This window comes from Sphingomonas sediminicola, assembly GCF_014489515.1.
GTDB classification, from domain to species: Bacteria; Pseudomonadota; Alphaproteobacteria; order Sphingomonadales; family Sphingomonadaceae; genus Sphingomicrobium; species Sphingomicrobium sediminicola.
On sequence record NZ_CP060782.1, the window covers coordinates 2,299,168 to 2,324,689 of the forward strand.

Genomic DNA, 25,522 nt, shown 5'->3' on the forward strand with positions numbered 1-25,522 from the left:
TGTTTGTGCTTACCTTGGCTCATCGAGGGGAGTGCGAGGATTGACCCAGGGCAAGGTCAGGTCCGCCATCAACGAGTTTCGCGCGCAGGCGCTGCAATGCCCCTGCCCGCTGCCGTTGAGCTGATCGGAGAGAAATGGGCGTTCCTGATCGTTCGCGGGGCATTCAACGAACTTCATCATTTCGAGGAATTCCAGGCGGGCCTCGGAATCGCCCGTAACATATTATCCGACCGGCTCGCCAAGCTGGTTGCCGGCGGAATCCTTCAGAGAACCCCAGACCCGTCGGACCGCCGCAAGGTCATTTACTCGTTGGCGCCGAAGGGCGAGGCGCTGATGCCGGTCGTCCTGGCGCTACGGCAGTGGGGCGAAGAATGGGGCGGCAGGCCGGCTGATATCATGCTCGTCAATCGGAGCACCGGATCGCCTGTCCGCAAGATCTGCGTCCAATCCGAAGACGGGAAGGTGCTGAACAGGCACGACGACCTGGTCTGGGTTTCGCGGGCCCACGCGGAGTCTGTGAACAAGGGCCGGGCTGCCTAAGGCAAGAAAGCCCGATCGATCCAACTGACCTTGTAGCTGCAGGCGCAGCGACCAGCATTAAGCTTACCATCGCGTCTTGTGCCGTCTTCGCTCTGGTCATCATTGCGCTGCTGCTTCTTTAGCCAGTGCATTTCATGTTACTGAATCGCCAAAGGAAAAGGGCCATGAAGCGGCCCTTCCCTTGTCCCCGACAGCTTGCGCCTGGGGCTTATTCGTAGTCGCCGCCGCTCGGAGTGGGACGCGGCGGAGCCGCAGCCGTAAGGCGCAAGGCCTCGGCGGCTTCACTGAGCGAGGACAGCTCTTCAGTCTCGTCCTCCTCGTCGACGCGGACGCGCTGCAGGCTGTTGACGATCGATTCCTCGAGCTCCTTCGGGCGAACCGTCTGCTCGGCAATCTCGCGCAGTGCGACGACCGGGTTCTTGTCGCGGTCGCGATCGATCGTCAGGTCCGCACCCGACGAAATCTGCCGAGCGCGCTGCGCTGCAAAAAGGATGAGGTCGAACCGATTCGAGACTTTGTCGACGCAATCTTCGACCGTGACGCGAGCCATGTGCGCTCCGAATTAGCTTTTAGCGGGTTGGAAGAGGAGAGCGATTAGGGGTCTGGAGGTTCAAAAGTCAAGGATTCGAAAGCGAGAGCGCCCGCGGAACGCTTGCGCTGCCCCTTGTCCGCCGCCACAGCAATGGCATGGCGAGCCAGCCGAAATCCGCAGGCGATCGCGTAGATCGCATCGTCGCGACGGTCGACGGCAACCGTCTGGAGATGCTCGAGACGGGCGCCGAGCGCCTCGACGCCATCCTTCGGCTGATCAATGAGGCGAAGGAGAGCCTCAGGCTCATCTTCTATATTTTCGCCGAAGATGAAGCCGGCACGACTGTCCGTGACGCCTTGGTCTCGGCGGCGAGGCGAGGCGTCCAGGTCAGGCTTCTTCTCGACGGCTATGGCTCCTCAGGCGCGGATTCCAGCTTCTTCCAGCCGATCTCGGACGAAGGCGGCGACTTCTGCCTCTTCCTGCCGAGCTACGGACGCCGGTATTTGATTCGCAATCACCAGAAATTGGTCATCGCGGACGAGAAGCTGGCAATCATCGGCGGCGCCAACGTCGAGACGACCTACCTGACCGACAAGGGCGAAGAGCATTGGCGCGACCTCTGGGCCCTGATCGACGGACCGGCGGCCAAGCCCGCCAGCCGCTACTTCGATTCGGTCTTTCTCTGGACGACGACCAAGGGCGCGAAGCTCAGGACATTGCGGAAGATCGTTACGCGGCACAGCCAGTCGGAAGGAACCCTGCAATGGAAGTTCAGCGGCCCGATGAGCCGCAAGAACAGGCTACCGGCGGCACTCGCGCGCGAACTCGTCACTACAAAAAGGTTCGACCTTATCGCCGCTTATTTCTCTCCCCTTGGTCGTTCATGCGGCGTCTCGGCCGGGTCGCCCGGCGCGGGAAGGCGCGCGTGATTACGGCGGCAAAGTCCGACAATAACGCGACCATCGCGGCCGCCCGGCACACCTACTCGCGCCTGCTGAGGCGTGGCGTCCAGATGTACGAGTATCGGGCCGCGAAACTGCACACCAAGCTCGCGATCGTCGATGACGTGACATACATCGGCTCGGCCAACCTCGATTTCCGGAGCCTCTTCATCAACATGGAAATCGTTCTGCGGGTCGATGACGCAGACTTCGCTGCGGCGATGCGCGGCTATTTCGAGAACGAACGGCACCACAGCGAGCACATCACGCCGGCGCTCCACAAGAAACGCGCCACCTTATGGCGACGGCTCAAATGGACGATTTCGTACTGGCTGGTCACGTCGATGGACTACACAGTCACCCGACGTCTGAACTTCATCGAGCGTTAGTCGAGCGCTTCGCCATTCTTTTTCCACGCCCAGAACAAGGTCGCGGGCGGAACATTGATCCACTCGAATCCGCGGTCGATCTTGTCGAAATGCGGGGCGATGAAATCGCGAACCTTCGGGCTGAACTGGTAGACCAGGAACGCGCCGCCTGGCCGGATAACCTCCGACGTCGCCTTTGCGATCGCATCGCCGACACCCGGCGGAAGCGTCGAGAACGGAAGCCCCGACAGGACAAAATCGGCCTTCGGAAGGCCGCGGTCCTCGAGGATATTTTCAACGTCGGCAGCCGAGCCCGTGACGGCAATCAGGCGCGGATCGTCGATGGATTCCTTCAGATAGCGCGTGAAGTCAGCGTTGGTGTCGATCGTCACCAGGCGCGCATCGGCGCCGAGCTTTTCCAGGATCGGGCGCGTAAACGTGCCCACGCCCGGGCCATATTCCACGAACACCTTCGTGTTTTCCCAATCAACCCGGCCGAGCATCTTCTCGATGAGGATGCGGCTCGACGGGATGATCGAGCCGACCATCACCGGGTGCTTCAGGAATCCGCGAAGGAACTGCCAGCGCGGGCTTGGGCTGCGCCGGGCGGAACGGCGAACGAGTCGGCGAGGCCCTTTAGGGTTCGGGCAGTCGAGGTCGGCAAAGCAAGCTCCGTGCGGGGAAACGGCGGTTCGTTCGCAAATGCATCGCCGCTTGGCAAGGTTCCGATGTCGTTCCTGCGGCGGGCCGAACCGTTACGGCGGCGTTTTGGATCGAGCGATGTCGTTGATCGGGCGTTGTTTCGGACGGTAGAACCGAATCATGCCGCAACTCCATCTGACCAAGGTCGCGTTCGGGTGCCGGGATCTCGACGCACTCCGCTCACGGGTTGCGGCGCGGTCGGAGAATACTCAGCTGCGAGTGCCAACGCGAATGCGTCCCAAGCGTTCGGCCGAACTCGTCGGCGGGAATCTCTACTGGATCGTCAAGCACCGTGTGCTTGGCTGCAATCAGATCCTGGCGTTCGAGGATCGCGAGGACGGGCGGATCAACATCGTGTGTTCCGCCGAGCTCGAACCAGTGACGCCCTTCCCGAAGCGGGCGCACCAGGGTTGGCGCTATTTCGAAACCGACGCGGCCGTGACGGCTGACGAGTCAGGCGTCGGCGAGCTTCCGCCACAGCTTTATGGCCGGCTTTCGGCGCTGGCCCTGGTTTGAGCAGCGCGTCGTCTTGCCGACGTTCGGGCCTCAAGCTATCGGCTGAAACTCAACATTCAGGAGGCTCAGCATGATCACGACGGTTTCTTCGCAGATCGATTCGAAGGTCGCAAAGCGGGCCATGCTCAGCCATCCGTTCTACCAGGCCTGGACCGAGGGCCGGCTGCCGATCGACACGCTTCGCGCCTATTCGCGGCAGTATTTCCATCACGTCGACGCATTCCCAAGAGCGGTGAGCGCCGTGCACAGCGCGTGCCCGGACCGCGAGGGTCGTCGCATGCTCGCCGAGAACCTCGCCGAGGAAGAGGGCATCGAAGCCGGCAAGCAGGATCACGCGAGCCTGTGGCTGATGTTCGCCTGCGGCCTCGGTGAGGACGAGGTTGCGGTTCGTTCGCAGCAGCTCAACGCCGAGACGCTCGGGCTGATCGAGACTTTCCGCAGGCTGTCGCGTCGCTCCTACGCGTCGGGCCTCGGAGCGCTCTACGCCTATGAGAGCCAGTTCCCGGCAGTCGCGAGTGCCAAGATCGAAGGGCTAATCGAACGCTACGACGTGAAGGACGAGGAGACGCTCCGTTTCTTCCGCGTCCACGAAAGCGCCGACGTCGAGCACAGCCGCGTCTGCCGCGAGTTGCTCGACCGCTTGCCGGAGAGCGAGCGCGCGGAAGCAGTCGCTGCTGGCGAAGAACTTGCTGGCGCGCTCTGGAATTTCCTGTCGGGCGTCGAGCGCGAGGCCGAACTCACGCTCCAATGACCATCGATGTCAAGTTAGCTTGACTTCGCGCTGACATAGTGTAAAGCGTCCTTGTCTATTGGATAAGGATGCTTGTCATGCGAACGCAGGCTTGGAAGAATTACAACATTCGGGTGGTCTGGCTGACCGCTTTGTATAGCGTGTTGCTGATCGCGGCGGTTTACGGCTTCAAGCGCCAACTGTTTGGCGGTCTCGCGGCCTACGTCGCGGCTGTCCTTCCGGCCTTGCCGATCATCGGCATCTTCGCCGCCATGGGCCGATACCTGGTCGAAGAACAGGACGAATATATCCGCACCCTGATGGTCCGGCAGTCCCTGTGGGCCAGCGCGTTCACGCTCAGCGTCGCGACGATCTGGGGCTTCCTCGAGAGCTTCGAGTTGGCCGGCCATGTCGACAGCTACATGATCGTCGTCGTCTGGTTCTTCGGCCAAGGCGTCGGAGCGATCGTCAACAAGGTAACTCGCGGCGAAGCGGCGTCCTGCGCGTGAACAACCGGCTGAAAGTGCTCCGCGCCGAGCGGAACTGGAGTCAGAACGACTTGGCTGAACGGCTCGAAGTCTCGCGCCAGAGCGTCAACGCGATCGAGACGGGCAAATACGACCCGTCGCTGCCTCTCGCCTTCCGGATCGCCGAACTGTTCGGGCTCGCGATCGAGGAAGTGTTCGAAAGCCCCAGCCGCCGGGCGTCGGGGGCGATCTAGGCCGGCTCGACCTCGGCCATTGCCTCGCCGAGGACCGCTTCCGCCGTTGGAAGAGTTCCGGATCTACAGTTGCCCCAGACGCGCCGGCATTGTCGTGCACCTGTTCGGGCCGCGACGCACCGATGATCGCCGAGGCTACATTGTGCTCGCGAAGAATCCAGGCCAGCGCGAATTGTGGAAGAGACAGTCCCGCTTCTTCGGCAATCGGTTTCAGACGCTGAACCGCGCGCAGCAGCTGAGGCTGCATCAGCCGCTTGATGAAGCCGCCCATCTCTTCGCTTGTGGCGCGTGTTCCAGCCGGCGGCGGCTTGTCGGGATCGTATTTGCCAGTGAGCACACCCTGCCCGAGCGGCGACCAGACGATCTGCGAAATGCCATTGTCGGCCGAGATCGGAATGACTTCCTGCTCCGGCTCTCGCCAGACGAGCGAATATTGGGGCTGGCTCGAGACGAACTTGGCAAAGCCGCGCGACTTCGAGAGTTCCAGCGCTTCGCGTATCTTGTCCGCCGGCCATTCGGAAAATCCGATGTAGCGGACCTTCCCGCTTTCGACCGCGCGGGTGAGCGCCTCCATCGTCTCTTCGAGCGGCGTTCCGCTATCGTAGCGGTGGCACTGGTAGAGATCGACGTAATCGGTCTGAAGCCGCTTCAGCGAAGCATCGAGCTGCTTCTCGACCTGCGCTCGCGACAGCCCGAAATCGGTGTCCGACATCGGAAAGTAGAGCTTGGTCGCAAGGACGTAGCTGTCACGCGGCCGAGATTTCAGAGCCTCGCCGAGGAACGTTTCGGCGGCGCCGCGGCCGTAAACGTTAGCGGTGTCGATGAAATTGATCCCGACATCGAACGCCGCGTCGAGGCAGGCGCGCGCCTTGTCGGCTTCGACCCCTACCCCGTAGGTCAGCCAGGAGCCCAGGGAGATTTCGGAAACGGTAAGATCGCTGTCGCCGAGTCTGCGGTATTTCATGGCGGGCTCCTTTTCGTCGGGTGACGCGAGGCGCCTATCTAGGTTCGCGCAACGGATGTCGAAAGGTCTGCTTCGGTCGGACGTCAAACGTGAGGCGCTGATCTAAGACCAGCGCCCACGGCTCACCCATCGAACGATTACGGGAAGAGCAGATCTCCGACGTTGTTTGTCAGCAGCGACCCGCCCTGTCCGTTCGATGCCAGGATGAAGTCCTCAATCCGGTAATCGCCGACCAGCACCAGCTGCACGGAGTGGGTGGCGTCGGTGATCGTTAGCACGCCACTACCATTTCCGTTGTCCGCAAAGCTCATCGAGGTGCCGGCATCAAAGACCACGTCCAGAAGGTCAATTTGATCATTGAAGTCGAGTCCGGAGATGCTTCCGCTGAATCCGTCGGCGTCATCGAAGACAATCAGGCCAGAAGCTCCGGCGTCGAGCGTGACGTCGTTGGACGAACCAGCTCCGAACTCTACGGTCGAAATGCCATTCATCAGCACGTCACCGCTGCCCGTCAGGTTCCCGCCGATCAGGATGCTGCTTCCATCTGCGAGCAGCGTACCGCTGTTCGAGATCGTTCCGACGATCTCGAGCCCGCCGAGGCCGGTCGCTTCGATCGTACCAGTGTTGGTGACGGCATTGACCCCGGTGTCGATGACCAAGGCGTTCCCGCCATCCGCGACGATGGTCCCGCCATTGATCAGCGTCAGCGAACCGCCGCCGAGCTGCCCCGCCCAGAGATGACGTTGTCGACGTTGGTGAACGTCACGGTCGGGAGCGTTCCGGAAATCACATTGCTTGCGCTGTCCGACAGGACGAGATTGCCGCCGCCCTGAAGCGTGATGCCGTACTGGATCAGCTGCATGACGGTGGTCGCGCCGGCCGATTCGAGGCTGATCGTCCCACTATTGTCGATCGTTCCACTCAACGGCAGCATTGCGCCGTTGCCGATGGTAATCGTTCCGCTGTTCGTCACCGTCGGTGAGACGTCGAACACGAAATTGGAGGCAGTCAACGAGGACAACGACACGCCGTCCAGCAGGATCGATTGGCCGTCTGCCAGCGTGATCAACGCACCTTCAGCCGTATCGGTGATTGAAAGGCCACTGAAATCGCTGACACCATAGCCGATCAGGTCGATCGTATCGGCGGACACGTCGAAGTTATGGACTGTGTCCGCACCAATCGGCTGGGAGAACACGAACATGTCCGCGCCTGCCGAGCCGGTAAGCGTGTCGTCGCCCGACCAGGCGAAGATCGGATTTCCTGCTGCATAAGCCTCGATATTGTCCGACAAGGACATTGTCTCAGTAGAGCCGTCGGAATTGGTCCAGGAGATGCTCACATTGACCAACTCCGCACCAGCGTAGTCGGCCGGCGTAGTCACGGTGAGCGAACTCACGTCGGTGGTCAGGATCGTCCAAGAGCCGTCCGCATTCAGAGTGCCGCCATCCAGCGTCCAGCCCTCGGGCAGATTGCCAATCGTGACTGTTACGAGTGCCCTTGATCAGTCGGATCCGAAAGCCCGAGATTGATGGGTTCGCCAGCAACACCGGCGGGAAGGTTGGGCGAGTTGAAAGCTGTTCCAGTATTACCCGCCAAGTCCAAATAGCCGGTACCGACATTTATTCCGACTGAGCCGTTATTGGTTCGGGTGAAGGTCGCCGTGTAAGTATCGCCATCGACCTGAATAAGATTGCTCAACGTACCCCGGTTTGGACTCACCGTAAGATCCGACAGATCGAAACCGGAGACCGCTTCGCTGAATTGGAACGTAACGGTCGAAGTCGCGGTATTTCCGCTCAACGACGGGCTGGAAGTGATTGAGACTACCGTCGGCGCCGTCGTATCGACGATGAATGCGGCATTGTCTCCAACAGCGCCAGCGGTGAGAACCGCATTGTTGTTCGACGTGTCGCGAATGGTTCCACCGTTCAAGGTCAGCGCGTTGGCATTGATCGCGATGCCGTTGGTGTCGGTCTGTCCTGCCAGAATCGTGTAGGTGAAAACGAGCGTGTTCGTACCGCTGCCAGAGGCGTAATTCGCCTGAACGGTCGTTCCACCAATGTTCAGTGCCAGTCTTGGTGTACCAGTCACGTTGACCACTTCACTCATAGTCACCGTGACGCTGACCACGTCGCCTGCGTTGACCCGTCCAGCCTGAATGCCGGTTGCGCTCGTGACGACCTCGCTGACTATCGTCGGCGCGGTTGTGTCTGCCGCTATATTGACGACGGCAGTATCCGTTGCACTCGGCGTGTTGCCAGTGTCGGTAACTTCGAACGTAATGGTTCGTTGAGTTGTGGACAGGCTCGTCGTGCCGAAGGTAATCGACTGCAGCGCCGCCTGATAGTTTGCCAGCGTGGCGGTCCCCGTAAGCGTGAGCAATCCTGTGCTACTATTATACGAACCGGAAATACCGTTCTGGTTCGTGAAGTTCAGCGTATCGCCCGCCTGACGGCCGCCCGTAATCTGGATGGTCGCGCCATTCAGTTGAGTGCTGTCCACATCGGAAATCGGAATCGAGGAATCGATTACTATCGCGGGGCCGCTGATCGTGTACGTGTTCGCCCATTTACATCGATCACCGGCGCATCGTTCACGGCATTGACCGTAATCGCGACGCTGTCGGTATCCGTCAGCGCTCCGCCGCTTCCACTATTGCCGAGATCGCTGGTGACGATCGACAGGCTGTCGCCGCCATTGAAGTTCAGGTTGCCCTGGTATGTCAGGCCCTGAAGTCCGGCGTTAATCGCCGCCTGCGTGCCCTGCACGGTAACCGTCGACGAACCGTTCGCTCCGGCAGTCACCGTCAGCCCCACCAGCGAACCCATCGTCAACGTGCCGCTGGCGACGCTCAGGGTCACCTGGACGTTATTGCTTCCAGCGTCCGCGTCGCTGATCGAGATTGCATTGCCGTTGGCGGTGCTGAAGACCTTAGCTGTGTCTTCATTGACCGATTGCGCCCCCGGCACCGTGTTGACCGGCGCGTCGTTGACTGGCGTGACGGTGAAGTTGAATGGTTGGGCGACCGGCGCCGAAGCATCCTCGTTGCCGTCCTCGACCGACACGTTGAAGCCCGCCGTGATCGTCTCCGACCCATTATGGGTGAAGGTCACCAGGCCGGCGGCCAGCTGCGCCCCGTAAACGTGCTCTGCGCTACTCCGTTGACGAAAAGGGTGCCGTTGCTGAGCCCGCTGACCGTGAAGGTCACGTCCGCGGCGCTATCGTCCGAATCCGTGAAGTTGAGATCGGCCAGGGTAAGCTGATACGAACCGCCTTCGTTGATCGGGGCGGCAAAGTCGCCCGTCAGCACCGGCGCGTCGTTGGTTCCCTGGATAGTGACCGTGACGTTTTGCGTATCGGTGCCGCCGTTCCCGTCGCTGACGGTCAGCGTGTAGGTCAGCTGCAGCGACTGGCCCGCGGGGAGATAGTTGAACGCCTGCCCGCCGGAGTTGAAGTTCCAAGTCAGATTGTTGGCGTCGCCGGTGTTCGCAGCGAGCCCGCTGTTCGGCGTGACTGACAGCATCGCCAGCAGCTGCGGATTGGTCAGGCTGCCCGCATTGCCGGTTACCGTCGTTAACGCGATCGACGTAGAAATCGTATCGGTCGTATCTGCATCGGTGACCGTCAATGTGCCGCTGGCCGTCAGGCCCGCATTGGTTTCGGGAAGTGTGGCGGATGCGCTGTCTCCGGCTGCAGCTCGGATATCCGGGCCGTCGTTGGTGCCGGTCACCGTCACCGTCGCCGTCGAGGTCGACGTGCCGCCGTTGCCGTCGCTGATCGAGTAGGTGATCACCACCGTCTCGCTCTCGCCGACCGCCAGATAGTTGTAGGCGCTGCCCGGATCGTAGCGGACCTGGCCGCTCTCGATCGTCGCCGCGCCAAGGCCGGTGGTCACCGCCGCCGCGGTCACGACGAGCGTGTCCGACGTGTCCGGATCGGTGTCGTTGGCAAGCACATTGATCAGCACCGAGCTGTCCTCGTCGGTGCTCGCCGTGTCGGCATTCGCCGTCGGGCCGTCGTTGGTGCCGGTCACCGTCACCGTCGCCGTCGAGGTCGACGTGCCGCCGTTGCCGTCGCTGATCGAGTAGGTGATCACCACCGTCTCGCTCTCGCCGACCGCCAGATAGTTGTAGGCGCTGCCCGGATCGTAGCGGACCTGGCCGCTCTCGATCGTCGCCGCGCCAAGGCCGGTGGTCACCGCCGCCGCGGTCACGACGAGCGTGTCCGACGTGTCCGGATCGGTGTCGTTGGCAAGCACATTGATCAGCACCGAGCTGTCCTCGTCGGTGCTCGCCGTGTCGGCATTCGCCGTCGGGCCGTCGTTGGTGCCGGTCACCGTCACCGTCGCCGTCGAGGTCGACGTGCCGCCGTTGCCGTCGCTGATCGAGTAGGTGATCACCACCGTCTCGCTCTCGCCGACCGCCAGATAGTTGTAGGCGCTGCCCGGATCGTAGCGGACCTGGCCGCTCTCGATCGTCGCCGCGCCAAGGCCGGTGGTCACCGCCGCCGCGGTCACGACGAGCGTGTCCGACGTGTCCGGATCGGTGTCGTTGGCAAGCACATTGATCAGCACCGAGCTGTCCTCGTCGGTGCTCGCCGTGTCGGCATTCGCCGTCGGGCCGTCGTTGGTGCCGGTCACCGTCACCGTCGCCGTCGAGGTCGACGTGCCGCCGTTGCCGTCGCTGATCGAGTAGGTGATCACCACCGTCTCGCTCTCGCCGACCGCCAGATAGTTGTAGGCGCTGCCCGGATCGTAGCGGACCTGGCCGCTCTCGATCGTCGCCGCGCCAAGGCCGGTGGTCACCGCCGCCGCGGTCACGACGAGCGTGTCCGACGTGTCCGGATCGGTGTCGTTGGCAAGCACATTGATCAGCACCGAGCTGTCCTCGTCGGTGCTCGCCGTGTCGGCATTCGCCGTCGGGCCGTCGTTGGTGCCGGTCACCGTCACCGTCGCCGTCGAGGTCGACGTGCCGCCGTTGCCGTCGCTGATCGAGTAGGTGATCACCACCGTCTCGCTCTCGCCGACCGCCAGATAGTTGTAGGCGCTGCCCGGATCGTAGCGGACCTGGCCGCTCTCGATCGTCGCCGCGCCAAGGCCGGTGGTCACCGCCGCCGCGGTCACGACGAGCGTGTCCGACGTGTCCGGATCGGTGTCGTTGGCAAGCACATTGATCAGCACCGAGCTGTCCTCGTCGGTGCTCGCCGTGTCGGCATTCGCCGTCGGGCCGTCGTTGGTGCCGGTCACCGTCACCGTCGCCGTCGAGGTCGACGTGCCGCCGTTGCCGTCGCTGATCGAGTAGGTGATCACCACCGTCTCGCTCTCGCCGACCGCCAGATAGTTGTAGGCGCTGCCCGGATCGTAGCGGACCTGGCCGCTCTCGATCGTCGCCGCGCCAAGGCCGGTGGTCACCGCCGCCGCGGTCACGACGAGCGTGTCCGACGTGTCCGGATCGGTGTCGTTGGCAAGCACATTGATCAGCACCGAGCTGTCCTCGTCGGTGCTCGCCGTGTCGGCATTCGCCGTCGGGCCGTCGTTGGTGCCGGTCACCGTCACCGTCGCCGTCGAGGTCGACGTGCCGCCGTTGCCGTCGCTGATCGAGTAGGTGATCACCACCGTCTCGCTCTCGCCGACCGCCAGATAGTTGTAGGCGCTGCCCGGATCGTAGCGGACCTGGCCGCTCTCGATCGTCGCCGCGCCAAGGCCGGTGGTCACCGCCGCCGCGGTCACGACGAGCGTGTCCGACGTGTCCGGATCGGTGTCGTTGGCAAGCACATTGATCAGCACCGAGCTGTCCTCGTCGGTGCTCGCCGTGTCGGCATTCGCCGTCGGGCCGTCGTTGGTGCCGGTGATGGTGATCGTGACAGGCTGCGTGTCGGAACCGCCGTTGCCGTCCGTCCCAATCAGCGTGTAGGTCAGGACCAGCGTCTGGCCGACCGCAAGATAATCAAACGCCTGGCTGCCAGAGTTGAACCACCAGCCCAGGCTCCCCTGCGTGCCATTTGCGGCATTCGCATTGTTGCCGGTAAGGCTCAGCATCCCCAGCAGTTGAGCATTGGTCAGACCGCCGGTGCCTCCCGTACCGCCAACGCTGACCGAACTGACCGAGACATTGACCGAGTCCGCCGTGTCAGGGTCGAACACCGTCAAGGTGCCATTCGCACTTAACCCTGAATTGCTTTCGGCAATCCCTGCCGATGCACTGTCGCTTCCAACCAGCCTGATGTCCGGACCATCATTGGTGCCGGTGATGGTGATCGTGACAGGCTGCGTGTCGGAACCGCCGTTGCCGTCCGTCCCAATCAGCGTGTAGGTCAGGACCAGCGTCTGGCCGACCGCAAGATAATCAAACGCCTGGCTGCCAGAGTTGAACCACCAGCCCAGGCTCCCCTGCGTGCCATTTGCGGCATTCGCATTGTTGCCGGTAAGGCTCAGCATCCCCAGCAGTTGAGCATTGGTCAGACCGCCGGTGCCTCCCGTACCGCCAACGCTGACCGAACTGACCGAGACATTGACCGAGTCCGCCGTGTCAGGGTCGAACACCGTCAAGGTGCCATTCGCACTTAACCCTGAATTGCTTTCGGCAATCCCTGCCGATGCACTGTCGATTCCAACCAGCCTGATGTCCGGACCATCATTCGTACCGGTGATGGTGACCGTGACGGTGGCCCAGCTGAGCGTGCCGTTCGACATGCGGATCGCGTAGGTGAAATGGTCGGAGATCGACTGACCCGCGCCGAGGTAATTGAAGAGCGAGGCGTCGTATTTGATCTTTCCGGAATCGATCCAGATGCGCGCACCGAGGTCACTCAGCTCCGGAACTAGCGCCGCGTCCTGCTTCAGGAGATCATAAGTGCCGTCGCCGCTGGCCGGGACGCCGAATGTGCCGTCCAAGTTGGAGTCGTCGATCGACCAGAGGATCTTCGCGTTACCGCCAAGATCGTTCGCCATGACGTCGAACGTCCAGATATTGTCTTCGTAGACGTTGTAGAGGTCGTCCTTCGCCTGAGGCGTGTTCATGAACGAGCTGGTCGTTCCACCGCTGGTGTTCGTGGCCATAATTCCCCCGCGCGACGCGACCCGCCCCCGCGAGTCGGTTTAACTTTCGTTAACTATGTGGAATTTCTTGATTTGTGCCAATGCCTTAATCTGAATAAATGTCTCAAAATCGGACAATCCGGACTTTTCACACTCGGGGAGCTATGGTTTTCGCTTCCCGCCAGAATCGTGATGGACAACGGCGCGAATGGGCATCCGAGGGACTGAAATGAAGAGCCGCACGATCTTTAGAGTCTCGCACCGTTGGCGCTGCTCGCCTGCGCGGAAAGCGCAACGGCGGCGACCCTCATCGTCACTAAGAGCGCCTATTGCGGCTGCTGCAAGCATTGGGTCGAGCACATGAAGAAGGCCGGCTTCACAGTTCAGGTCCGAGACGTCGAAAACGTGAGTCCGACCGCCCGTAAACTCGGCGTTCCGGACAATCTTCGATCCTGTCACACGAGCACGATCGGCGGCTACGTCATCGAGGGTCATGTGCCCGCGTCCGACGTGAAGCGCCTGCTGACGACCAAGCCGAAGGCTACCGGAGTTGCGGTTCCCGACATGGTTGTCGGATCGCCCGGCATGGAACAGGGTGACCTCAAGGAGCCGTACAAGGTCGTCCTGTTCGACAAGAGTGGAAAGACTCGAGTCTTCGCTTCACACTGACTGAAATGAGCGTTGCATTCTTCGAACAAGATAGGGGCCCGAGCCTCGCCTATCGCAAGCGCGAGGGGCGCGGCCCGACTCTGGTTTTCCTGCCCGGATACGCTTCCGACATGGATGGCTCGAAGGCCGTCGCGCTGGATGCATTCGCGGCCGATCATGGGTTGGCGATGCTGCGCTTCGACTATTCAGGGACCGGCTCGTCAGAGGGCAGATTCGAGGATGGCACGCTGGAGCGTTGGACCGACGAAGCGACCGCGGTGCTTGATCGCCTGACCGATGGGCCGGTCGTGCTTGTCGGGTCGTCGATGGGCGGCTGGATCGCGCTTCATCTGGCATTGCGGCGGCCGGAGCGACTCGCAGCTCTGGTCGGGATCGCGGCCGCGCCGGACTTCACCGAATGGGGCTATACGGATGCCGAAAAGACTACGCTCCGCCGCGAAGGCAGGCTGGAGCAGCCGAACCCGTACGGCGACCAACCGCAGCTGACGACGCTGCGTTTCTGGGAGTCGGGCGAAGCGATGCGCCTGCTCGACTCCGAAATTGCGATCCACTGCCCGGTTCGCCTGGTTCACGGCGACCGGGACGAGGACGTGCCGCTGGACATTGCCTTCCGCCTCACGGATCGGCTGCGTTCAGGCGATGTGCAGGTGACGGTGATCAAGGGCGGCGGGCATCGGCTTTCGGCTCCGCATGAGATTGACGCGATCCGGCGGACCGTCGCCGCCCTTTTGGAGCCTTCCGAATGATCCTTGCCATCGCCGCCGCAATTGCCGCCGTCCAGGCGCCGGCCGCTGCATGTCCAGACGTCGTGACCCCGCAGGCCTTCACCTGCCGGGCGCTGCAGGCGAGCAGTGCCGGCAACTCGGAAGAAGCCGCTCAGGCCTTCGAGCAGGCCGCCAATGCGCAAAGCGAAAACGAGGCGGAGAAAGCCCGCCTCTGGGCTGCTGCCGGCAATATGTGGATCGCCGCCAATCAGCCCGGAAAAGCCGCGATGGCGCTCGACAAAGCGCTTACCGGGGCGGGTCTGCAAGCGGAGCAGCGCGGCGAAGCCTTGCTGGATCGTGCACGCGCCGCCGAAGCGCAGAACGACCTCAAGATGGCCCGCTCGAAAGTTACCGAAGCCGCGCGGACCGTTTCGGAGGACCCGTTCCTCTGGTATTTCTCTGCCGCGCTCGCGATCCGCGAAAACGACGCCGTGACTGCCAAGGAGGCGATCGGAAAGGCGCTGACGCTGGAGCCCAACAATCCGACGATCCTGTTCGAGGCGGGTCACGTCTATCACTTCGCCGGCGACCTCGCGGCCGCACGGGATTACTGGTCGCGGGCCTCCGCCGCCGATCCCAAGGGCAAGTCGGGACAGGCGGCGCGGGAAGCGCTTTCAATGCTCCCCGCGCCGGCCACTGCTACGGCCCGCTAACCGAGGTCGTAGTCGATCGTCGTCACGACGCGAACTTTCTGGAACGGCGAACTGCCGCCCGACGAACCGCAGTCGTCGCAGTCTTCACCGTCGCGAGCGCCGACCGAGAAATAACCCTGGCTGGCGGTCTTCATCTTTCCGACCGAGACCCCGCTGTCGCGCGCGAATTGCTCGGCGCTTCGCCTAGCGTTCTGGTTGGCCTCGGCGATCATCTCCGGCTTCAGCGCGTTGAGCTTGGTGAACGTAAAGCTGACGTTGCTTCCGCTTCCCACGAGCTCGACCCCGTCCCGCAGGAGTTCGGCCTGGCGTGCGTAGGCGCCACGAACCTTCGTAATGTCATTGGTGCGAAGCTGGATCGACCGGCTGACCGTCAACTTTTGCGGGCCGACGGGCTCACCTTCGCGATCGGTCGGCTGCTCACGGTTCAAGGACACGTCGTAATCGGTGATCTCCTGCGGCTTGAATCCGGAGCGCAGGAAGAAGGCACGCACAGCGCGCGCCTGCTGGTCGACAGCTTGCTGGACCGGGGCAAGCTCGGTGCCCTGGTGCGAGAAGTTGACCGACCAGGTCGCAAGGTCGGCAGTCACGTTGCGCTCGGAAACGCCGCGGACGGTAACCGTTCGGTGCTCGGCCAGCTTGTAGCGGCGGAGGCCATCGCCCAGCGCATAACCGCTTGTCGTCAAACCCAAAGCAAAAATCCCCACCGCGCCCAAAAGGACGGCGCGGCTGTCCTGCAGCTTCTGGATCATGGAAAGTTACCCTGCGTTCGTCGTAATGCTGACGATCACCGGACACCATCGCCGGTCAGTATCGTCGACGAACCGTGCAATAATAGCGATGAATTGAGTGAGGCGAAATGAAATTCCTGCACAGCATGATCCGTGTGTCGGATCCCGACGCCACTGTTGCATTTTTTCAACTGCTGGGACTCGAGAAGCGGCGGCAAATGGACAATGAATCCGGGCGCTTCTCGCTGATCTTCCTCGGCGTTCCGGGTGACGAGGGCGGCGAGGTCGAGCTCACGCACAATTGGGATGAAATAGGTTACGGCGGCGGCCGCAACTTCGGCCATCTCGCCTACCAGGTCGACGACATTTACGAGACGTGCAGACGGCTGAGGGAGGCGGGCGTGACCATCAACCGCCCGCCGCGCGACGGGCACATGGCTTTCATCCGCACCCCTGACAACATCTCGATCGAGCTGCTTCAGAAAGGCGGCTCGCTCGCACCGGCCGAACCCTGGGCCTCGATGCCGAACACGGGCGAATGGTGATGAGCCGCCTCAAGGTCAGCGCGGTCCCGGTTCTCAGCGACAATTACGTCTGGCTGATCACCAATCCGGACACGGGCGAGACTGCAGCCGTTGATCCGTCGGTGGGTGACCCGGTCCTCGACGAAGTCGCGACGGAGGGCCTGCGCCTTACCCAAATACTGAACACGCACTGGCACCCGGATCACACCGGCGGCAATCAAGGAATCAAGGCCGCAACCGGCGCGCCGATCACGGCCCCTGCGGAAGCTCAGAAGGTCAGCTCCGTCGATCGGATCGTTTCCGAAGGCGACCGAGTCACTATCGCGGGCGCGGACGCGGTAGTGTGGGATATTCCGGCGCACACCGCCGGACATGTCGCCTATTACTTCGAGGACGAGGGCATGATCTTCGTCGGCGACACGATGTTCGCGATGGGCTGCGGACGGCTGTTCGAAGGCACGGCCGAGCAGATGTATTCCAATATGCAGCGCATTGCCGCTCTGCCCGACGACGTCCGCATCTACTGCGGGCACGAATATACGCTGGCGAACGCCCGTTTCGCCCTGCACGCCGAGCCGGAGAACCAGGACGTAGCCCGCCGGTTGGAGCAAGTCTCCGAGATGCGCGAACGTGGCGAAGTCACCCTGCCGACCACCGTTGCCCAGGAACGGGCAACCAACCCCTTCGTTCGCGCATTGGACGTTGAGGAATTTGCGCGTCTCCGGAGCGAGAAAGACAGCTTCCGTTAAGCTGCACGGGCGCTCTAGGGATGCACAACCTCAAGACAAGGAGTCATGCCATGCGCGCAATTCCGCTCCTTCTCGCCGCCGCCGCTCTGACGGGCTGCGTCACGCAGCCTCCACCCGCGACCCGCAGCGCCGAAGCCCAGGCCGAATTCCAGAAGCTCATCGCCGGTAAGGTCGCCGGAAGGCCGCTCACCTGCTTGCAGAGCTATCGTAGCGGCGAGATGGTCACGATCGACAACAGCACTGTAGCCTTCAAGAATGGCAGCACGGTTTACGTGAACCATCTGATCGGCGAATGCTCCGGCCTGAAATCCGGCTGGTACACGCTCGTGACCCGAAGTTCTGGGCCCGGCATGTGCCGCGGAGATATTGCCGACGTTGCCGACGTCAGGACAGGAATGGTCGTCGGATCCTGCGCGATCGGCGACTTCACGCCCTACACACGGACCTGATTATTTGCCGTAGAGAGCGTCGAGCCTTTCGCCGTATACGCTCTTGATCACGTGACGTCGGATCTTGAGCGAGGGCGTCAGCATTTCATTGTCCGTCGTGAACGGCTCGTCGGCAATAATGAAACGGCGAATGCGCTCGATCACTGAGAGGTCGGCATTCACCTTGTCGACCGCCTTTGACAGCCGCTGCTGAAGATCGGCTTTGTCGGCATATTCGGCCTCGGGAACCAGCAATGCGACGAGGTACGGCTTGCGGTCGCCAAAGACCATCGCCTGCGCGATTTCCGCCTGGAGCGTGAGCATTCCCTCAACGCGCTGGGGCGAGACATTGTCGCCCTTGTCGTTGACGATCAGGTCCTTTTTTCGATCAGTGATGACGATCCGGCCGGATTCGTCGAGATGGCCGACGTCGCCCGTCGCAAGCCAGCCATCGTCGCTGAGCACCCGCGCCGTCTCATCCGGATTGTGCCAGTAGCCGTGCATCACCAGCTCGCCGCGGACCATGATCTCGCCGTCGTCGGCGATCCGCACTTCACAATCTTTTACCGGGGGACCGACGCTGTCCATGCGCAGCCCTGCCGACGGTCGGTTGCAGCTGATCACCGGCCCAGCTTCGGTCTGGCCATAGCCTTGCAGGAACGTCAGACCCAATGATTGGAAAAACAGGCCCACTTCCGGATTGAGCGGAGCGCCACCCGATACCATCGCCTTCATGCGCCCGCCGAATTTTGCGCGTACCTTCTTGCGAAGCGTCAGCGACAATATTCCGTCCATCGGCAGGTCGAGCGGGTTGCGGCGATCCTCGTATTTCCTCGCGCCGATCGAGAGCGCGCGGCGCAGAAGGTATTGCGAAATCCCTCCAGAAGCCTCGATCGTCTTGAGGATTCGCGCCCGCAGCATTTCGAACAGTCGCGGGACGACGACCATGATGGTCGGGCGGACTTCTTCAATGTTCGCAGCCAGTTTCTCGAGACTCTCGGCGTAATAGATTTGCGCGCCGAGCCCGATCGGGAAATGCTGTCCGCCGGTATGCTCGTAGGCATGGCTCGCGGGCAGGAAGGACAGGAAGATCTCATCGTCCCATCCGAAGTCGGTCGAGATGATGTCCGCTGCGCCTGCGCAGTTCGCCAGGATCGATCCGTGGTGCTGCATCACGCCGCGCGGAGCGCCGCCGGTGCCGCTGGTGTAGATGATGCAGGCGAGGTCCTTTCGCCCGACCGATTGCATGCGCTGCTCGAGCGCTTTCAGGTCGGGCTGGCCCCGACCAGTTCGTCCCAGTGATGGAAGTCAACCGTTCCGGGTGCTTGCCCGGTACGGATATCCTCGATCCCGATGACGTGATGGCATTCCGAGCTGAACAGCACGGCGGGAATCAGATTCCGTGCAAGCTTCTGGCTTGAAACGATCACCGCCTTCGCCCCGGAATTGCCAAGTATGTGCGTGTGATCGCGGGTCGTGTTCGTCGTGTAGGCGGGCACCGTCACCGCGCCGGCGGCCATGATGCCGAGGTCGGCGATCAGCCACTCGGGCCGATTCTCGCTGACCAGCATGACCCGGTCACCGGGCTCGATCCCGATCCGCTTCAGGCTGTCGGCGAAGGCGGCAACCTGCCGCGCTGCCTCGCTCCACGAAATCGGCTCCCAGACCCCGCCGTGCTTGGCCCAGAGGAATGGCGCATCGCCCTTCTCCCGGGATCGCGTCAGGAACATCGTGACGAGGTTCGGGAAATATTCGAGTTGCCGCGCCATGGCTCCCCTTCATGCTGTGCGGAGGGACTTCTTAGCCGAAACGGCCGCAAGCGCCAGCGCGTGGACGGAGCTTCCTGCATCCGCTAGCGCGGCAGCCATGCGTCCGCTTCGCTTGTTGCTCACTCTGCTCGCTTCCGCATGGCTTCCCGCCTGCGCGACGATCCCCGCACCCCAGCCCAAAGTCGAACGGACCGTTGCCGCGGAACCGTTCGTCATCGCGGCCAATCCGCTGGCCGCCCAGGCGGGACTGAACGTCCTGAAGCGGGGCGGCAGCGCCGTCGACGCAGCAATCGCCGTCCAGGCCATGCTGTCGCTGGTCGAGCCGCAAAGCTCAGGTGTCGGCGGCGGCGCCTTCATGACCTATTATGACGGGCGTAGCGGCAAGGTTTCGGTCCTCGACGGCCGAGAGGTCGCGCCCGCGCAGGCCGTTTCGACCATGTTTCTCCGCTCCGACGGCACTCCGCTTTCGTTCGACGAGGCCGTGCTTTCGGGCCGCGCTACCGGCGTTCCGGGTGCAGTCCGGATGCTGGCCGTCGCCCACGGGGAGCGTGGCAAGCTGCCGTGGAGCAGCTTGTTCGGCGATGCGGAGAAGGCCGCGCGCGACGGCTTTATCGTCAGCCCGCGGCTCGCGAGACTTGTTCACGCGGATTATGCCGAGAACCACGCGCCCGACGTCGTCGCCTATTTCTCGCAGGGGCCGGGTGGCCGTCTGGTCGAGGCCGGCGATCGGTTGACGAACGCCGCTTACGCCGACTTCCTGAATCGCCTCGCCAGCCAGGGACCGGCGGCGCTCTATTCGGGATCGACCGCAGCGAGGATCGTCGAGCGGACGCGAGCCGGACCGCTTGGTGGTTCGATGACCATGGCCGATCTTGCGACTTATCGGCCGGTGAAACGCGAGGCACTCTGCCGGCCCTATCGCGTTTACGTCATGTGCGTCCCGCCTCCGCCGTCGAGCGGTGTAGGCCTTATTGAGCTCATGAAAATGCTCGAGCGCACTGACATCGCGCAACGCGGACCGAGCGATCCCCAGTCCTGGTACCTGTTCGCCGAGGCCAGTCGCCTGATGTACGCCGACCGCGACCGCTACGTCGGCGATATCGCCAGCGTGCCAGTCGATGGGCTGCTCGATCCAGCATATGTCGCGTCGCGCGTGCAGCTGATCGGCCCGACCGCCGGCCCTGCTCCAAGCGCTGGCGTTCCTGCGGGCGCAAAGGTCGCCGCGAACGATACCACCTACGAGCCGACAGGCACCTCGCACTTCATCATCCGCGATGGCGACGGCAATGTCGTCTCGATGACGACGACCGTCGAAAGCATCTTCGGGTCGGGCCGGATGGTCGACGGCTTCTTCCTCAACAACCAGATGACCGACTTCGCGTTCAAGCCGGTAGACGACCAGGGTAATCCAGCGGCCAACGCGGTTGCGCCCGGTAAGCGTCCGCGCTCGTCGATGGTTCCGACGATCCTGCTGACGCCTGACGGCAAGTTCGCGGGCGCAATTGGATCGGCCGGCGGCAATTCCATCATTGCTTACGTTGCGAAGTCGCTTGTCGCGTCAGTCGATTGGAACATGACGATGGCCGATGCGCTCGCGGCCCCGAACCTCGTTGCCCGTGGTCCCAACTTCCAGGGAGAGGTGACCAAGTTCTCCCCAGAGATCCTCGAAGGGCTCCGCCAGCGCGGTATCGACTTGAAGCCGGGCCAGGGCGAGGATTCGGGCCTGACCGGCGTGCTCATCCGCAACGGGGAGATCGACGGAGGAGCGGACCCGCGGCGCGAAGGGGTCGTCCTGACTCTGCCGCGCCCTTAGGTTCCGACAGCTTCCGAGATACTCGAGAAGCCTTCGCGCTTCAGCAGGCCCGCCAGGCCGGCAGCGATGACGCGCCCGATTCCCGGCCCTTCGAAGACCATTGCGGAGTAGAGCTGGACGAGGCTCGCGCCCGCCTTGATCCGTTCCCAAGCATCATCGGCGTTCGCTATCCCACCAACCGCGATCAGCGGGATTTCTCCGCCGCTGGCATTGCGGAATGTTCGAAGTGCTTCGGATGCGAGTGACTTGAGCGGCTCGCCCGAAAGACCGCCCGCCTCGGAGGCGTGACGTGACTTGAGCGGCGGCCGCGACACCGTCGTGTTGGACACGATCAGCGCGTCGACATGATGGTCGAGCGCCGCCCGGACGATTCGCTCGTGGTCGCCAGGCTCGAGATCGGGCGCGACCTTGAGGAAGATCGGCTTGTCGGTCCGAACTTCCTCGACTGCCGCGAGGAGTTCCCTGAGCTCGCCCTCTTCCTGCAGTCCGCGAAGCCCGGGGGTGTTCGGCGAGCTGATGTTGATAGTGAGATAGCGCGCGACCGGCGCCATATTGCGCGCTCCGATTGCATAGTCCGCAATGCGGTCCGCGCTGTCCTTGTTGGCGCCGACGTTTACGCCGATCACGCCGTGCAGGTGCGTCGCGTGCCGTAGCCGCTCGTACGCAGCCGCCTGACCGCCATTATTGAAGCCCATCCGGTTGATGACCGCGCGGTCCTCGACGAGCCGAAATAGCCGCGGCCTGGGGTTTCCCTTTTGCGGCTTCGGAGTGACCGTCCCGACCTCGACGAAGCCAAAACCCATTCCGAGCATCTGCTCCGGCACTTCGGCGTCCTTGTCGAAGCCTGCGGCGAGACCGACGGGTGACGGAAATTCGAGTCCTGCGACGGTCGAACGAAGCGAGTCCGGAAACCGGGCCGGATCCAGCTTCGGCATCATTTTCAGGCCAGCAATAGTCAGCCGGTGCGCTCTCTCTGCGTCGAGAGCGAAGGCGAGAGGTCGAACAAGAGAGTAAAGGCGCACGCGAGCCGCTTAATCCCTCTCCGGCGCATCGTCATCAACATCGGTTGAGTTTTCGCCCGCAACGCACTAAATCGGACACAAATAGTCCGATTTGATATGCGCCTGACCCATCTTGCCGATTATGCGGTCGTGATCATGACCGCCGCCGCCCGCCGGGAAGCTGGCGCGCGCCTCAGCGCGAGCGAGCTCGCCCAGGATACGGGCGTCCCCTTGCCGACCACCCAGAAGTTGATGGGCCGACTTGCCGCCGAAGGCCTGCTTACAAGCGTCCGCGGCGCCGCGGGCGGATACGCTCTGGCTCGTCCGGCCGGTGAAATTACGCTCGCCGACATCGTCGAGGCGGTCGAAGGGCCGATCGCGATGACGATCTGCTCGGAAGGCCGCACCGACTGCGCACTCGACGCGCACTGCATGGTCAAGCCGCACATGGGCGTTGTCGGCAATGCAATCCGCGGGGCGCTCGGCGCGGTTAGCCTGACGGAGCTCGCGCAGTGACCGAGCAAACCACCGTCCGCAACCGCGAGGCGCAGGAAGCCGCCGAGAAGCTCGCCACGTACGAGTGGGGCTTCACAAGCGACATCGAGCAGGAATTCGCACCCAAGGGCCTGAGCGAAGAGACGGTCCGCTTCATCTCCGCCAAGAAGGACGAGCCGGAGTGGATGCTCGACTGGCGGCTTAAGGCCTATCGTGCCTGGTTGGAGATGGAAGAGGTCAGCTGGGCCAAGCTCGACATCCCCGAGATCGATTACCAGGACGCTTATTATTACGCTGCGCCCAAGCAAAAGCCGAAGCTCGGCAGTCTCGACGAGGTCGATCCTGAAATCCTACGAGTCTACGAGAAGCTCGGCATTCCGCTGGAAGAGCAGAAAGTGCTCGCCGGCGTCGAAGGTGCGCCGCGCGTGGCGGTCGATGCGGTGTTCGACAGCGTGTCGGTCGCGACCACTTTCCGCGAGGAGTTGAAGAAGGCCGGCGTTATCTTCCTCAGCATCAGCGAGGCGATCCGCGAATATCCGGAACTGGTGAAGCAGTATCTCGGATCGGTCGTTCCGCAGCGCGACAATTACTTCGCCTGTCTCAACAGCGCGGTCTTTTCCGACGGCACTTTCGTCTACATCCCGAGGGCGTCCGCTGCCCGATGGAGTTGTCGACCTATTTCCGCATCAATGCGGAAAACACGGGCCAGTTCGAGCGCACCCTGATCGTCGCCGAGAAGGGCAGCTACGTTTCCTACCTCGAAGGCTGCACCGCACCGATGCGCGACGAGAACCAGCTGCACGCGGCGGTCGTCGAGATTTTCGCGCACGAGGACGCCGAAGTGAAATACTCGACGGTGCAGAACTGGTATCCTGGCGACGCCGAGGGCAAGGGCGGGATCTTCAACTTCGTCACCAAGCGGGCATTGTGCAGCGGCGCGCGGTCGAAAGTCAGCTGGACGCAGGTCGAGACCGGCTCCGCGATCACCTGGAAATATCCGAGCTGCATCCTGAAGGGCGAGGGCAGCGTAGGCGAATTCTATTCGGTCGCGCTGACCAACAATCGCCAACAGGCCGACACCGGCACGAAGATGGTGCACATCGGCGCCAACACGCGCTCTACCATCGTTTCGAAGGGCATCAGCGCAGGGCGTTCGAACAACACTTATCGCGGTCTGGTGAAGGTCCTACCGAACGCCGAGAACGTGCGCAATTTCACGCAGTGCGATTCACTTCTGCTCGGCGACCAGTGCGGCGCTCACACCGTGCCGTACATCGAGGTGAAGAACCCGACCGCGACCATCGAGCATGAAGCGACGACGTCGAAGATCAGCGAGGACCAGCTGTTCTACGCAATGAGCCGCGGGCTCGACCAGGAGGCTGCAGTCGCACTGATCGTCAACGGCTTCGCCCGCGAGGTGCTGAAGCAGCTGCCGATGGAGTTTGCCGTAGAGGCGCAGAAGCTACTTGGAATTAGTTTGGAAGGTTCAGTCGGATGATGCCGTTGTTGTTTCTTGTTGCGGCGTCTGCCGATCTGGATTCGCTGAACCGCGCAGTCGCTCAATGCGATCGCGGGGCGGCCAATCCGGCTTTCTCGGGGGAAGCCGCGCAGCGCAGCGCGTTCCTGCTGGACACGTTCCGCGAGCAGGAGTCGATTGTCGCCGCGCGTCTCGAAGTTTCGCAGCGCCGCGCGACGCTTCGCGAGGCGGGCCCGATCAAGGCCGCTGACGAAAAGAAACTGTCGTTGGAAGATGCCGCAATCGAGGACCGCCAGCGAGCGCTCAACGACCGCCGGATGCTCGAAGGAATTCGCCAGGACGCGATGGATTCGATGCGTCGCTACTTCCTCCTCAATTGCCCGGCCGGGAGGCTCGACAAATAAGATGCTCGACATCCGGAACCTCCATGCGACGGTCGCCGACAAGCCGATCCTGAAGGGCATTTCGCTCAGCGTGCCCGCGGGAGAAGTACACGCGATCATGGGGCCGAACGGATCGGGCAAATCGACGCTCGGCTACGTGCTTTCGGGGCGCCCAGGGTACGAGGTGACCGAAGGTTCGGCGACATTCGACGGCAAGGATTTGCTTGCGCTGGAGCCGCACGAGCGCGCAGCCGCGGGCCTGTTCCTGGGCTTCCAATATCCGGTCGAAATCCCGGGCGTCTCATCGCTGCAATTCCTTCGCGAGAGCCTCAATTCGCAGCGCCGTTCGCGCGGCGAGCCTGAACTTTCCGGCGGCGAGTTCATCAAGCTCGCGCGCGAACAGGCAGCGCTGCTCGGCATGGATGTCGACATGCTGAAGCGCCCGGTGAACGTCGGCTTTTCGGGCGGCGAGAAGAAGCGCGCCGAGATGGTCCAGATGGGCATCATGAATCCGAAGTTCGCGATCCTCGATGAAACCGACAGCGGCCTCGACATCGATGCTCTTCGTGCGGTCGGCGCGGGCATCAATCGCATCATGCGCGCGCCCGACAAAGGCGTGCTCCTGATCACGCACTACCAGCGGCTGCTCGACTATGTAACGCCGGACAAGGTGCACGTGCTGAACGCCGGGCGCATCGTCCGCTCCGGCGGTCCCGAGCTTGCGCACGAACTCGAGCGCGAAGGCTACGCGGAGGCGGCTGCGTGAGCACTTTCGCGATCATCCTAGGCTGTATCGTCTTCATGATCGTTGTCGCGTCGGTACGCGGCGATCCCGGCCGCGCAATCGCCGACACGACCCTTCTCGTCATCCTCGCCGGCATCGTCGCCGCGCTCGACTTCATCGTCAGCCGCTTCATGGATACCGGCTACGCAGCAAGCCTCGTCATCATCCTGGTCGCCGGGGCCTCGCACTCGATTCGCTCTACGGGCTGATGGCTCCTGAACGGCAGAAGCGC

General features: G+C 62.7%; 27 protein-coding genes and 3 pseudogenes. 19 read left to right on the plus strand and 11 right to left on the minus strand.

From position 1 onward, the window contains the following. Window positions 1-96 precede the first annotated feature (96 nt). A complete protein-coding gene (locus H9L14_RS12310) occupies window positions 97-540 on the plus strand; it encodes a winged helix-turn-helix transcriptional regulator (protein WP_187708323.1) in 444 nt (147 codons plus the stop codon). Between the two features lie 208 nt (window positions 541-748). On the opposite strand, the gene rpoZ is transcribed toward H9L14_RS12310, so the two are convergent. Beyond that, window positions 749-1,090 carry a DNA-directed RNA polymerase subunit omega gene (rpoZ, locus tag H9L14_RS12315; protein ID WP_187708324.1) on the minus strand — a complete coding sequence of 114 codons (342 nt, stop codon included), beginning with the start codon at window positions 1,088-1,090 and terminating at the stop codon, window positions 749-751. A gap of 137 nt (window positions 1,091-1,227) precedes the next feature. On the opposite strand from rpoZ, the gene H9L14_RS12320 reads away from it, so the two are divergent. Both H9L14_RS12320 and H9L14_RS12325 read left to right on the plus strand, forming a co-directional pair. Further along, the gene (locus H9L14_RS12320) at window positions 1,228-2,001 is read left to right on the plus strand and encodes a phospholipase D-like domain-containing protein (RefSeq protein WP_187708325.1); all 774 of its coding nucleotides are present in this window, start codon (window positions 1,228-1,230) and stop codon (window positions 1,999-2,001) included. Next, window positions 1,998-2,402: a phospholipase D-like domain-containing protein gene (locus tag H9L14_RS12325; protein WP_246444175.1), complete on the plus strand. Its 405-nt coding sequence runs from the start codon at window positions 1,998-2,000 to the stop codon at window positions 2,400-2,402. Before H9L14_RS12320 ends, H9L14_RS12325 begins: the two co-directional genes overlap by 4 nt. Here the strand turns inward: H9L14_RS12325 and H9L14_RS12330 are convergent. Continuing rightward, window positions 2,399-2,929: a class I SAM-dependent methyltransferase gene (locus H9L14_RS12330; RefSeq protein ID WP_187708327.1), complete on the minus strand. Its 531-nt coding sequence runs from the start codon at window positions 2,927-2,929 to the stop codon at window positions 2,399-2,401. The two genes, H9L14_RS12325 and H9L14_RS12330, sit on opposite strands and share 4 nt — an antisense overlap. Window positions 2,930-3,203: 274 nt before the next feature. On the opposite strand from H9L14_RS12330, the gene H9L14_RS12335 reads away from it, so the two are divergent. The 4 genes from H9L14_RS12335 (at window position 3,204) to H9L14_RS12350 (ending at window position 5,050) form a co-directional block, all read left to right on the plus strand. Then, window positions 3,204-3,599 (plus strand): DUF1489 family protein, encoded by a 396-nt coding sequence (locus H9L14_RS12335; protein ID WP_187708328.1) that lies wholly within the window; start codon window positions 3,204-3,206, stop codon window positions 3,597-3,599. Window positions 3,600-3,669: 70 nt separating this feature from the next. Continuing rightward, complete coding sequence (locus H9L14_RS12340; protein ID WP_187708329.1) at window positions 3,670-4,350, plus strand: CADD family putative folate metabolism protein; 681 nt, start codon at window positions 3,670-3,672, stop codon at window positions 4,348-4,350. A gap of 77 nt (window positions 4,351-4,427) precedes the next feature. Next, entirely contained in the window at window positions 4,428-4,838 is a 411-nt protein-coding gene (locus H9L14_RS12345) for a hypothetical protein (RefSeq protein ID WP_246444176.1), read from the plus strand. Further along, a complete protein-coding gene (locus H9L14_RS12350; protein ID WP_187708331.1) occupies window positions 4,835-5,050 on the plus strand; it encodes a helix-turn-helix transcriptional regulator in 216 nt (71 codons plus the stop codon). The genes H9L14_RS12345 and H9L14_RS12350 overlap by 4 nt, the downstream gene beginning before the upstream one ends. 58 nt (window positions 5,051-5,108) lie before the next feature. Here the strand turns inward: H9L14_RS12350 and H9L14_RS16200 are convergent. The 6 genes and pseudogenes from H9L14_RS16200 to H9L14_RS12380 form a co-directional block, all read right to left on the minus strand. Next, a pseudogene (locus H9L14_RS16200) lies at window positions 5,109-6,014 on the minus strand (aldo/keto reductase family protein); the annotation flags it as partial. 137 nt (window positions 6,015-6,151) lie between these two features. After that, window positions 6,152-6,673: a hypothetical protein gene (locus tag H9L14_RS12360; protein ID WP_187708332.1), complete on the minus strand. Its 522-nt coding sequence runs from the start codon at window positions 6,671-6,673 to the stop codon at window positions 6,152-6,154. Between the two features lie 44 nt (window positions 6,674-6,717). After that, window positions 6,718-7,413 (minus strand): calcium-binding protein, encoded by a 696-nt coding sequence (locus H9L14_RS12365; protein WP_187708333.1) that lies wholly within the window; start codon window positions 7,411-7,413, stop codon window positions 6,718-6,720. 89 nt (window positions 7,414-7,502) lie between these two features. Beyond that, window positions 7,503-8,519: an Ig-like domain-containing protein gene (locus H9L14_RS12370; RefSeq protein WP_187708334.1), complete on the minus strand. Its 1,017-nt coding sequence runs from the start codon at window positions 8,517-8,519 to the stop codon at window positions 7,503-7,505. 29 nt (window positions 8,520-8,548) lie between these two features. Beyond that, window positions 8,549-9,130, minus strand: coding sequence for a hypothetical protein (locus H9L14_RS12375; RefSeq protein WP_187708335.1), 582 nt, complete (start codon window positions 9,128-9,130; stop codon window positions 8,549-8,551). Continuing rightward, the gene (locus H9L14_RS12380) at window positions 9,127-13,074 is read right to left on the minus strand and encodes a beta strand repeat-containing protein (protein ID WP_187708336.1); all 3,948 of its coding nucleotides are present in this window, start codon (window positions 13,072-13,074) and stop codon (window positions 9,127-9,129) included. The genes H9L14_RS12375 and H9L14_RS12380 overlap by 4 nt, the downstream gene beginning before the upstream one ends. Before the next feature lie 243 nt (window positions 13,075-13,317). Between H9L14_RS12380 and H9L14_RS12385 the strand changes: the two genes are divergently transcribed. From H9L14_RS12385 to H9L14_RS12395, 3 genes are read left to right on the plus strand one after another with little or no spacing between them, the layout of a single operon-like run. Next, window positions 13,318-13,722 carry a DUF411 domain-containing protein gene (locus H9L14_RS12385; RefSeq protein ID WP_187708337.1) on the plus strand — a complete coding sequence of 135 codons (405 nt, stop codon included), beginning with the start codon at window positions 13,318-13,320 and terminating at the stop codon, window positions 13,720-13,722. Window positions 13,723-13,727: 5 nt separating this feature from the next. Next, complete coding sequence (locus H9L14_RS12390; protein WP_187708338.1) at window positions 13,728-14,468, plus strand: alpha/beta fold hydrolase; 741 nt, start codon at window positions 13,728-13,730, stop codon at window positions 14,466-14,468. Then, window positions 14,465-15,139, plus strand: coding sequence for a tetratricopeptide repeat protein (locus H9L14_RS12395; protein ID WP_187708339.1), 675 nt, complete (start codon window positions 14,465-14,467; stop codon window positions 15,137-15,139). The genes H9L14_RS12390 and H9L14_RS12395 overlap by 4 nt, the downstream gene beginning before the upstream one ends. On the opposite strand, the gene H9L14_RS12400 is transcribed toward H9L14_RS12395, so the two are convergent. Continuing rightward, window positions 15,136-15,888: an SIMPL domain-containing protein gene (locus H9L14_RS12400; protein ID WP_187708340.1), complete on the minus strand. Its 753-nt coding sequence runs from the start codon at window positions 15,886-15,888 to the stop codon at window positions 15,136-15,138. The genes H9L14_RS12395 and H9L14_RS12400 overlap by 4 nt on opposite strands. Window positions 15,889-15,995: 107 nt before the next feature. Here H9L14_RS12400 and H9L14_RS12405 point away from each other — a divergent pair, with 107 nt between their 5' ends. The 3 genes from H9L14_RS12405 to H9L14_RS12415 are packed head-to-tail and all read left to right on the plus strand — an operon-like array spanning window position 15,996 to window position 17,589. Beyond that, on the plus strand, window positions 15,996-16,412 hold the full coding sequence (locus H9L14_RS12405) for a VOC family protein (protein ID WP_187708341.1): 417 nt from the start codon (window positions 15,996-15,998) through the stop codon (window positions 16,410-16,412). Continuing rightward, the gene (gene gloB, locus H9L14_RS12410; protein ID WP_187708342.1) at window positions 16,412-17,140 is read left to right on the plus strand and encodes a hydroxyacylglutathione hydrolase; all 729 of its coding nucleotides are present in this window, start codon (window positions 16,412-16,414) and stop codon (window positions 17,138-17,140) included. Before H9L14_RS12405 ends, gloB begins: the two co-directional genes overlap by 1 nt. Before the next feature lie 50 nt (window positions 17,141-17,190). Further along, window positions 17,191-17,589: a hypothetical protein gene (locus tag H9L14_RS12415; RefSeq protein ID WP_187708343.1), complete on the plus strand. Its 399-nt coding sequence runs from the start codon at window positions 17,191-17,193 to the stop codon at window positions 17,587-17,589. On the opposite strand, the pseudogene H9L14_RS12420 reads toward H9L14_RS12415, so the two are convergent. Further along, window positions 17,590-19,337: pseudogene (locus tag H9L14_RS12420) on the minus strand (AMP-dependent synthetase/ligase). It abuts the gene before it with no gap. 97 nt (window positions 19,338-19,434) lie between these two features. On the opposite strand from H9L14_RS12420, the gene H9L14_RS12425 reads away from it, so the two are divergent. Next, a complete protein-coding gene (locus tag H9L14_RS12425) occupies window positions 19,435-21,150 on the plus strand; it encodes a gamma-glutamyltransferase family protein (protein ID WP_187708344.1) in 1,716 nt (571 codons plus the stop codon). Here the strand turns inward: H9L14_RS12425 and H9L14_RS12430 are convergent. Further along, window positions 21,147-22,172 (minus strand): quinone-dependent dihydroorotate dehydrogenase, encoded by a 1,026-nt coding sequence (locus H9L14_RS12430; protein WP_187708345.1) that lies wholly within the window; start codon window positions 22,170-22,172, stop codon window positions 21,147-21,149. The genes H9L14_RS12425 and H9L14_RS12430 overlap by 4 nt on opposite strands. Window positions 22,173-22,268: 96 nt before the next feature. On the opposite strand from H9L14_RS12430, the gene H9L14_RS12435 reads away from it, so the two are divergent. From H9L14_RS12435 to H9L14_RS12455, 5 genes and pseudogenes are all read left to right on the plus strand, one after another. Beyond that, a complete protein-coding gene (locus H9L14_RS12435; protein WP_187708346.1) occupies window positions 22,269-22,667 on the plus strand; it encodes an SUF system Fe-S cluster assembly regulator in 399 nt (132 codons plus the stop codon). Continuing rightward, window positions 22,664-24,144 (plus strand): annotated as a pseudogene (gene sufB, locus H9L14_RS12440) (Fe-S cluster assembly protein SufB). Before H9L14_RS12435 ends, sufB begins: the two are co-directional and overlap by 4 nt. Before the next feature lie 5 nt (window positions 24,145-24,149). Next, window positions 24,150-24,527 (plus strand): hypothetical protein, encoded by a 378-nt coding sequence (locus H9L14_RS12445; protein WP_187708347.1) that lies wholly within the window; start codon window positions 24,150-24,152, stop codon window positions 24,525-24,527. Window position 24,528: 1 nt separating this feature from the next. Further along, on the plus strand, window positions 24,529-25,272 hold the full coding sequence (sufC, locus tag H9L14_RS12450) for a Fe-S cluster assembly ATPase SufC (protein WP_187708348.1): 744 nt from the start codon (window positions 24,529-24,531) through the stop codon (window positions 25,270-25,272). Next, window positions 25,269-25,499 (plus strand): hypothetical protein, encoded by a 231-nt coding sequence (locus H9L14_RS12455; RefSeq protein ID WP_187708349.1) that lies wholly within the window; start codon window positions 25,269-25,271, stop codon window positions 25,497-25,499. The genes sufC and H9L14_RS12455 overlap by 4 nt, the downstream gene beginning before the upstream one ends. Window positions 25,500-25,522 lie beyond the last annotated feature (23 nt).

What these genes read in the sequence shown, in the direction of transcription:
- H9L14_RS12390 (WP_187708338.1), top strand. Translation starts at nt 13,728, where the DNA reads ATGAGCGTTGCATTCTTCGAACAAGATAGGGGCCCGAGCCTCGCCTAT.
- H9L14_RS12310 (WP_187708323.1), top strand. Translation starts at nt 97, where the DNA reads ATGCCCCTGCCCGCTGCCGTTGAGCTGATCGGAGAGAAATGGGCGTTC.
- H9L14_RS12435 (WP_187708346.1), top strand. Translation starts at nt 22,269, where the DNA reads ATGCGCCTGACCCATCTTGCCGATTATGCGGTCGTGATCATGACCGCC.
- H9L14_RS12405 (WP_187708341.1), top strand. Translation starts at nt 15,996, where the DNA reads ATGAAATTCCTGCACAGCATGATCCGTGTGTCGGATCCCGACGCCACT.
- H9L14_RS12335 (WP_187708328.1), top strand. Translation starts at nt 3,204, where the DNA reads ATGCCGCAACTCCATCTGACCAAGGTCGCGTTCGGGTGCCGGGATCTC.
- sufC (WP_187708348.1), top strand. Translation starts at nt 24,529, where the DNA reads ATGCTCGACATCCGGAACCTCCATGCGACGGTCGCCGACAAGCCGATC.
- H9L14_RS12425 (WP_187708344.1), top strand. Translation starts at nt 19,435, where the DNA reads ATGCGTCCGCTTCGCTTGTTGCTCACTCTGCTCGCTTCCGCATGGCTT.
- H9L14_RS12345 (WP_246444176.1), top strand. Translation starts at nt 4,428, where the DNA reads ATGCGAACGCAGGCTTGGAAGAATTACAACATTCGGGTGGTCTGGCTG.
- H9L14_RS12400 (WP_187708340.1), bottom strand. Translation starts at nt 15,888, where the DNA reads ATGATCCAGAAGCTGCAGGACAGCCGCGCCGTCCTTTTGGGCGCGGTG.
- gloB (WP_187708342.1), top strand. Translation starts at nt 16,412, where the DNA reads ATGAGCCGCCTCAAGGTCAGCGCGGTCCCGGTTCTCAGCGACAATTAC.
- H9L14_RS12320 (WP_187708325.1), top strand. Translation starts at nt 1,228, where the DNA reads ATGGCGAGCCAGCCGAAATCCGCAGGCGATCGCGTAGATCGCATCGTC.
- rpoZ (WP_187708324.1), bottom strand. Translation starts at nt 1,090, where the DNA reads ATGGCTCGCGTCACGGTCGAAGATTGCGTCGACAAAGTCTCGAATCGG.
- H9L14_RS12395 (WP_187708339.1), top strand. Translation starts at nt 14,465, where the DNA reads ATGATCCTTGCCATCGCCGCCGCAATTGCCGCCGTCCAGGCGCCGGCC.
- H9L14_RS12330 (WP_187708327.1), bottom strand. Translation starts at nt 2,929, where the DNA reads ATGGTCGGCTCGATCATCCCGTCGAGCCGCATCCTCATCGAGAAGATG.
- H9L14_RS12380 (WP_187708336.1), bottom strand. Translation starts at nt 13,074, where the DNA reads ATGGCCACGAACACCAGCGGTGGAACGACCAGCTCGTTCATGAACACG.
- H9L14_RS12415 (WP_187708343.1), top strand. Translation starts at nt 17,191, where the DNA reads ATGCGCGCAATTCCGCTCCTTCTCGCCGCCGCCGCTCTGACGGGCTGC.
- H9L14_RS12340 (WP_187708329.1), top strand. Translation starts at nt 3,670, where the DNA reads ATGATCACGACGGTTTCTTCGCAGATCGATTCGAAGGTCGCAAAGCGG.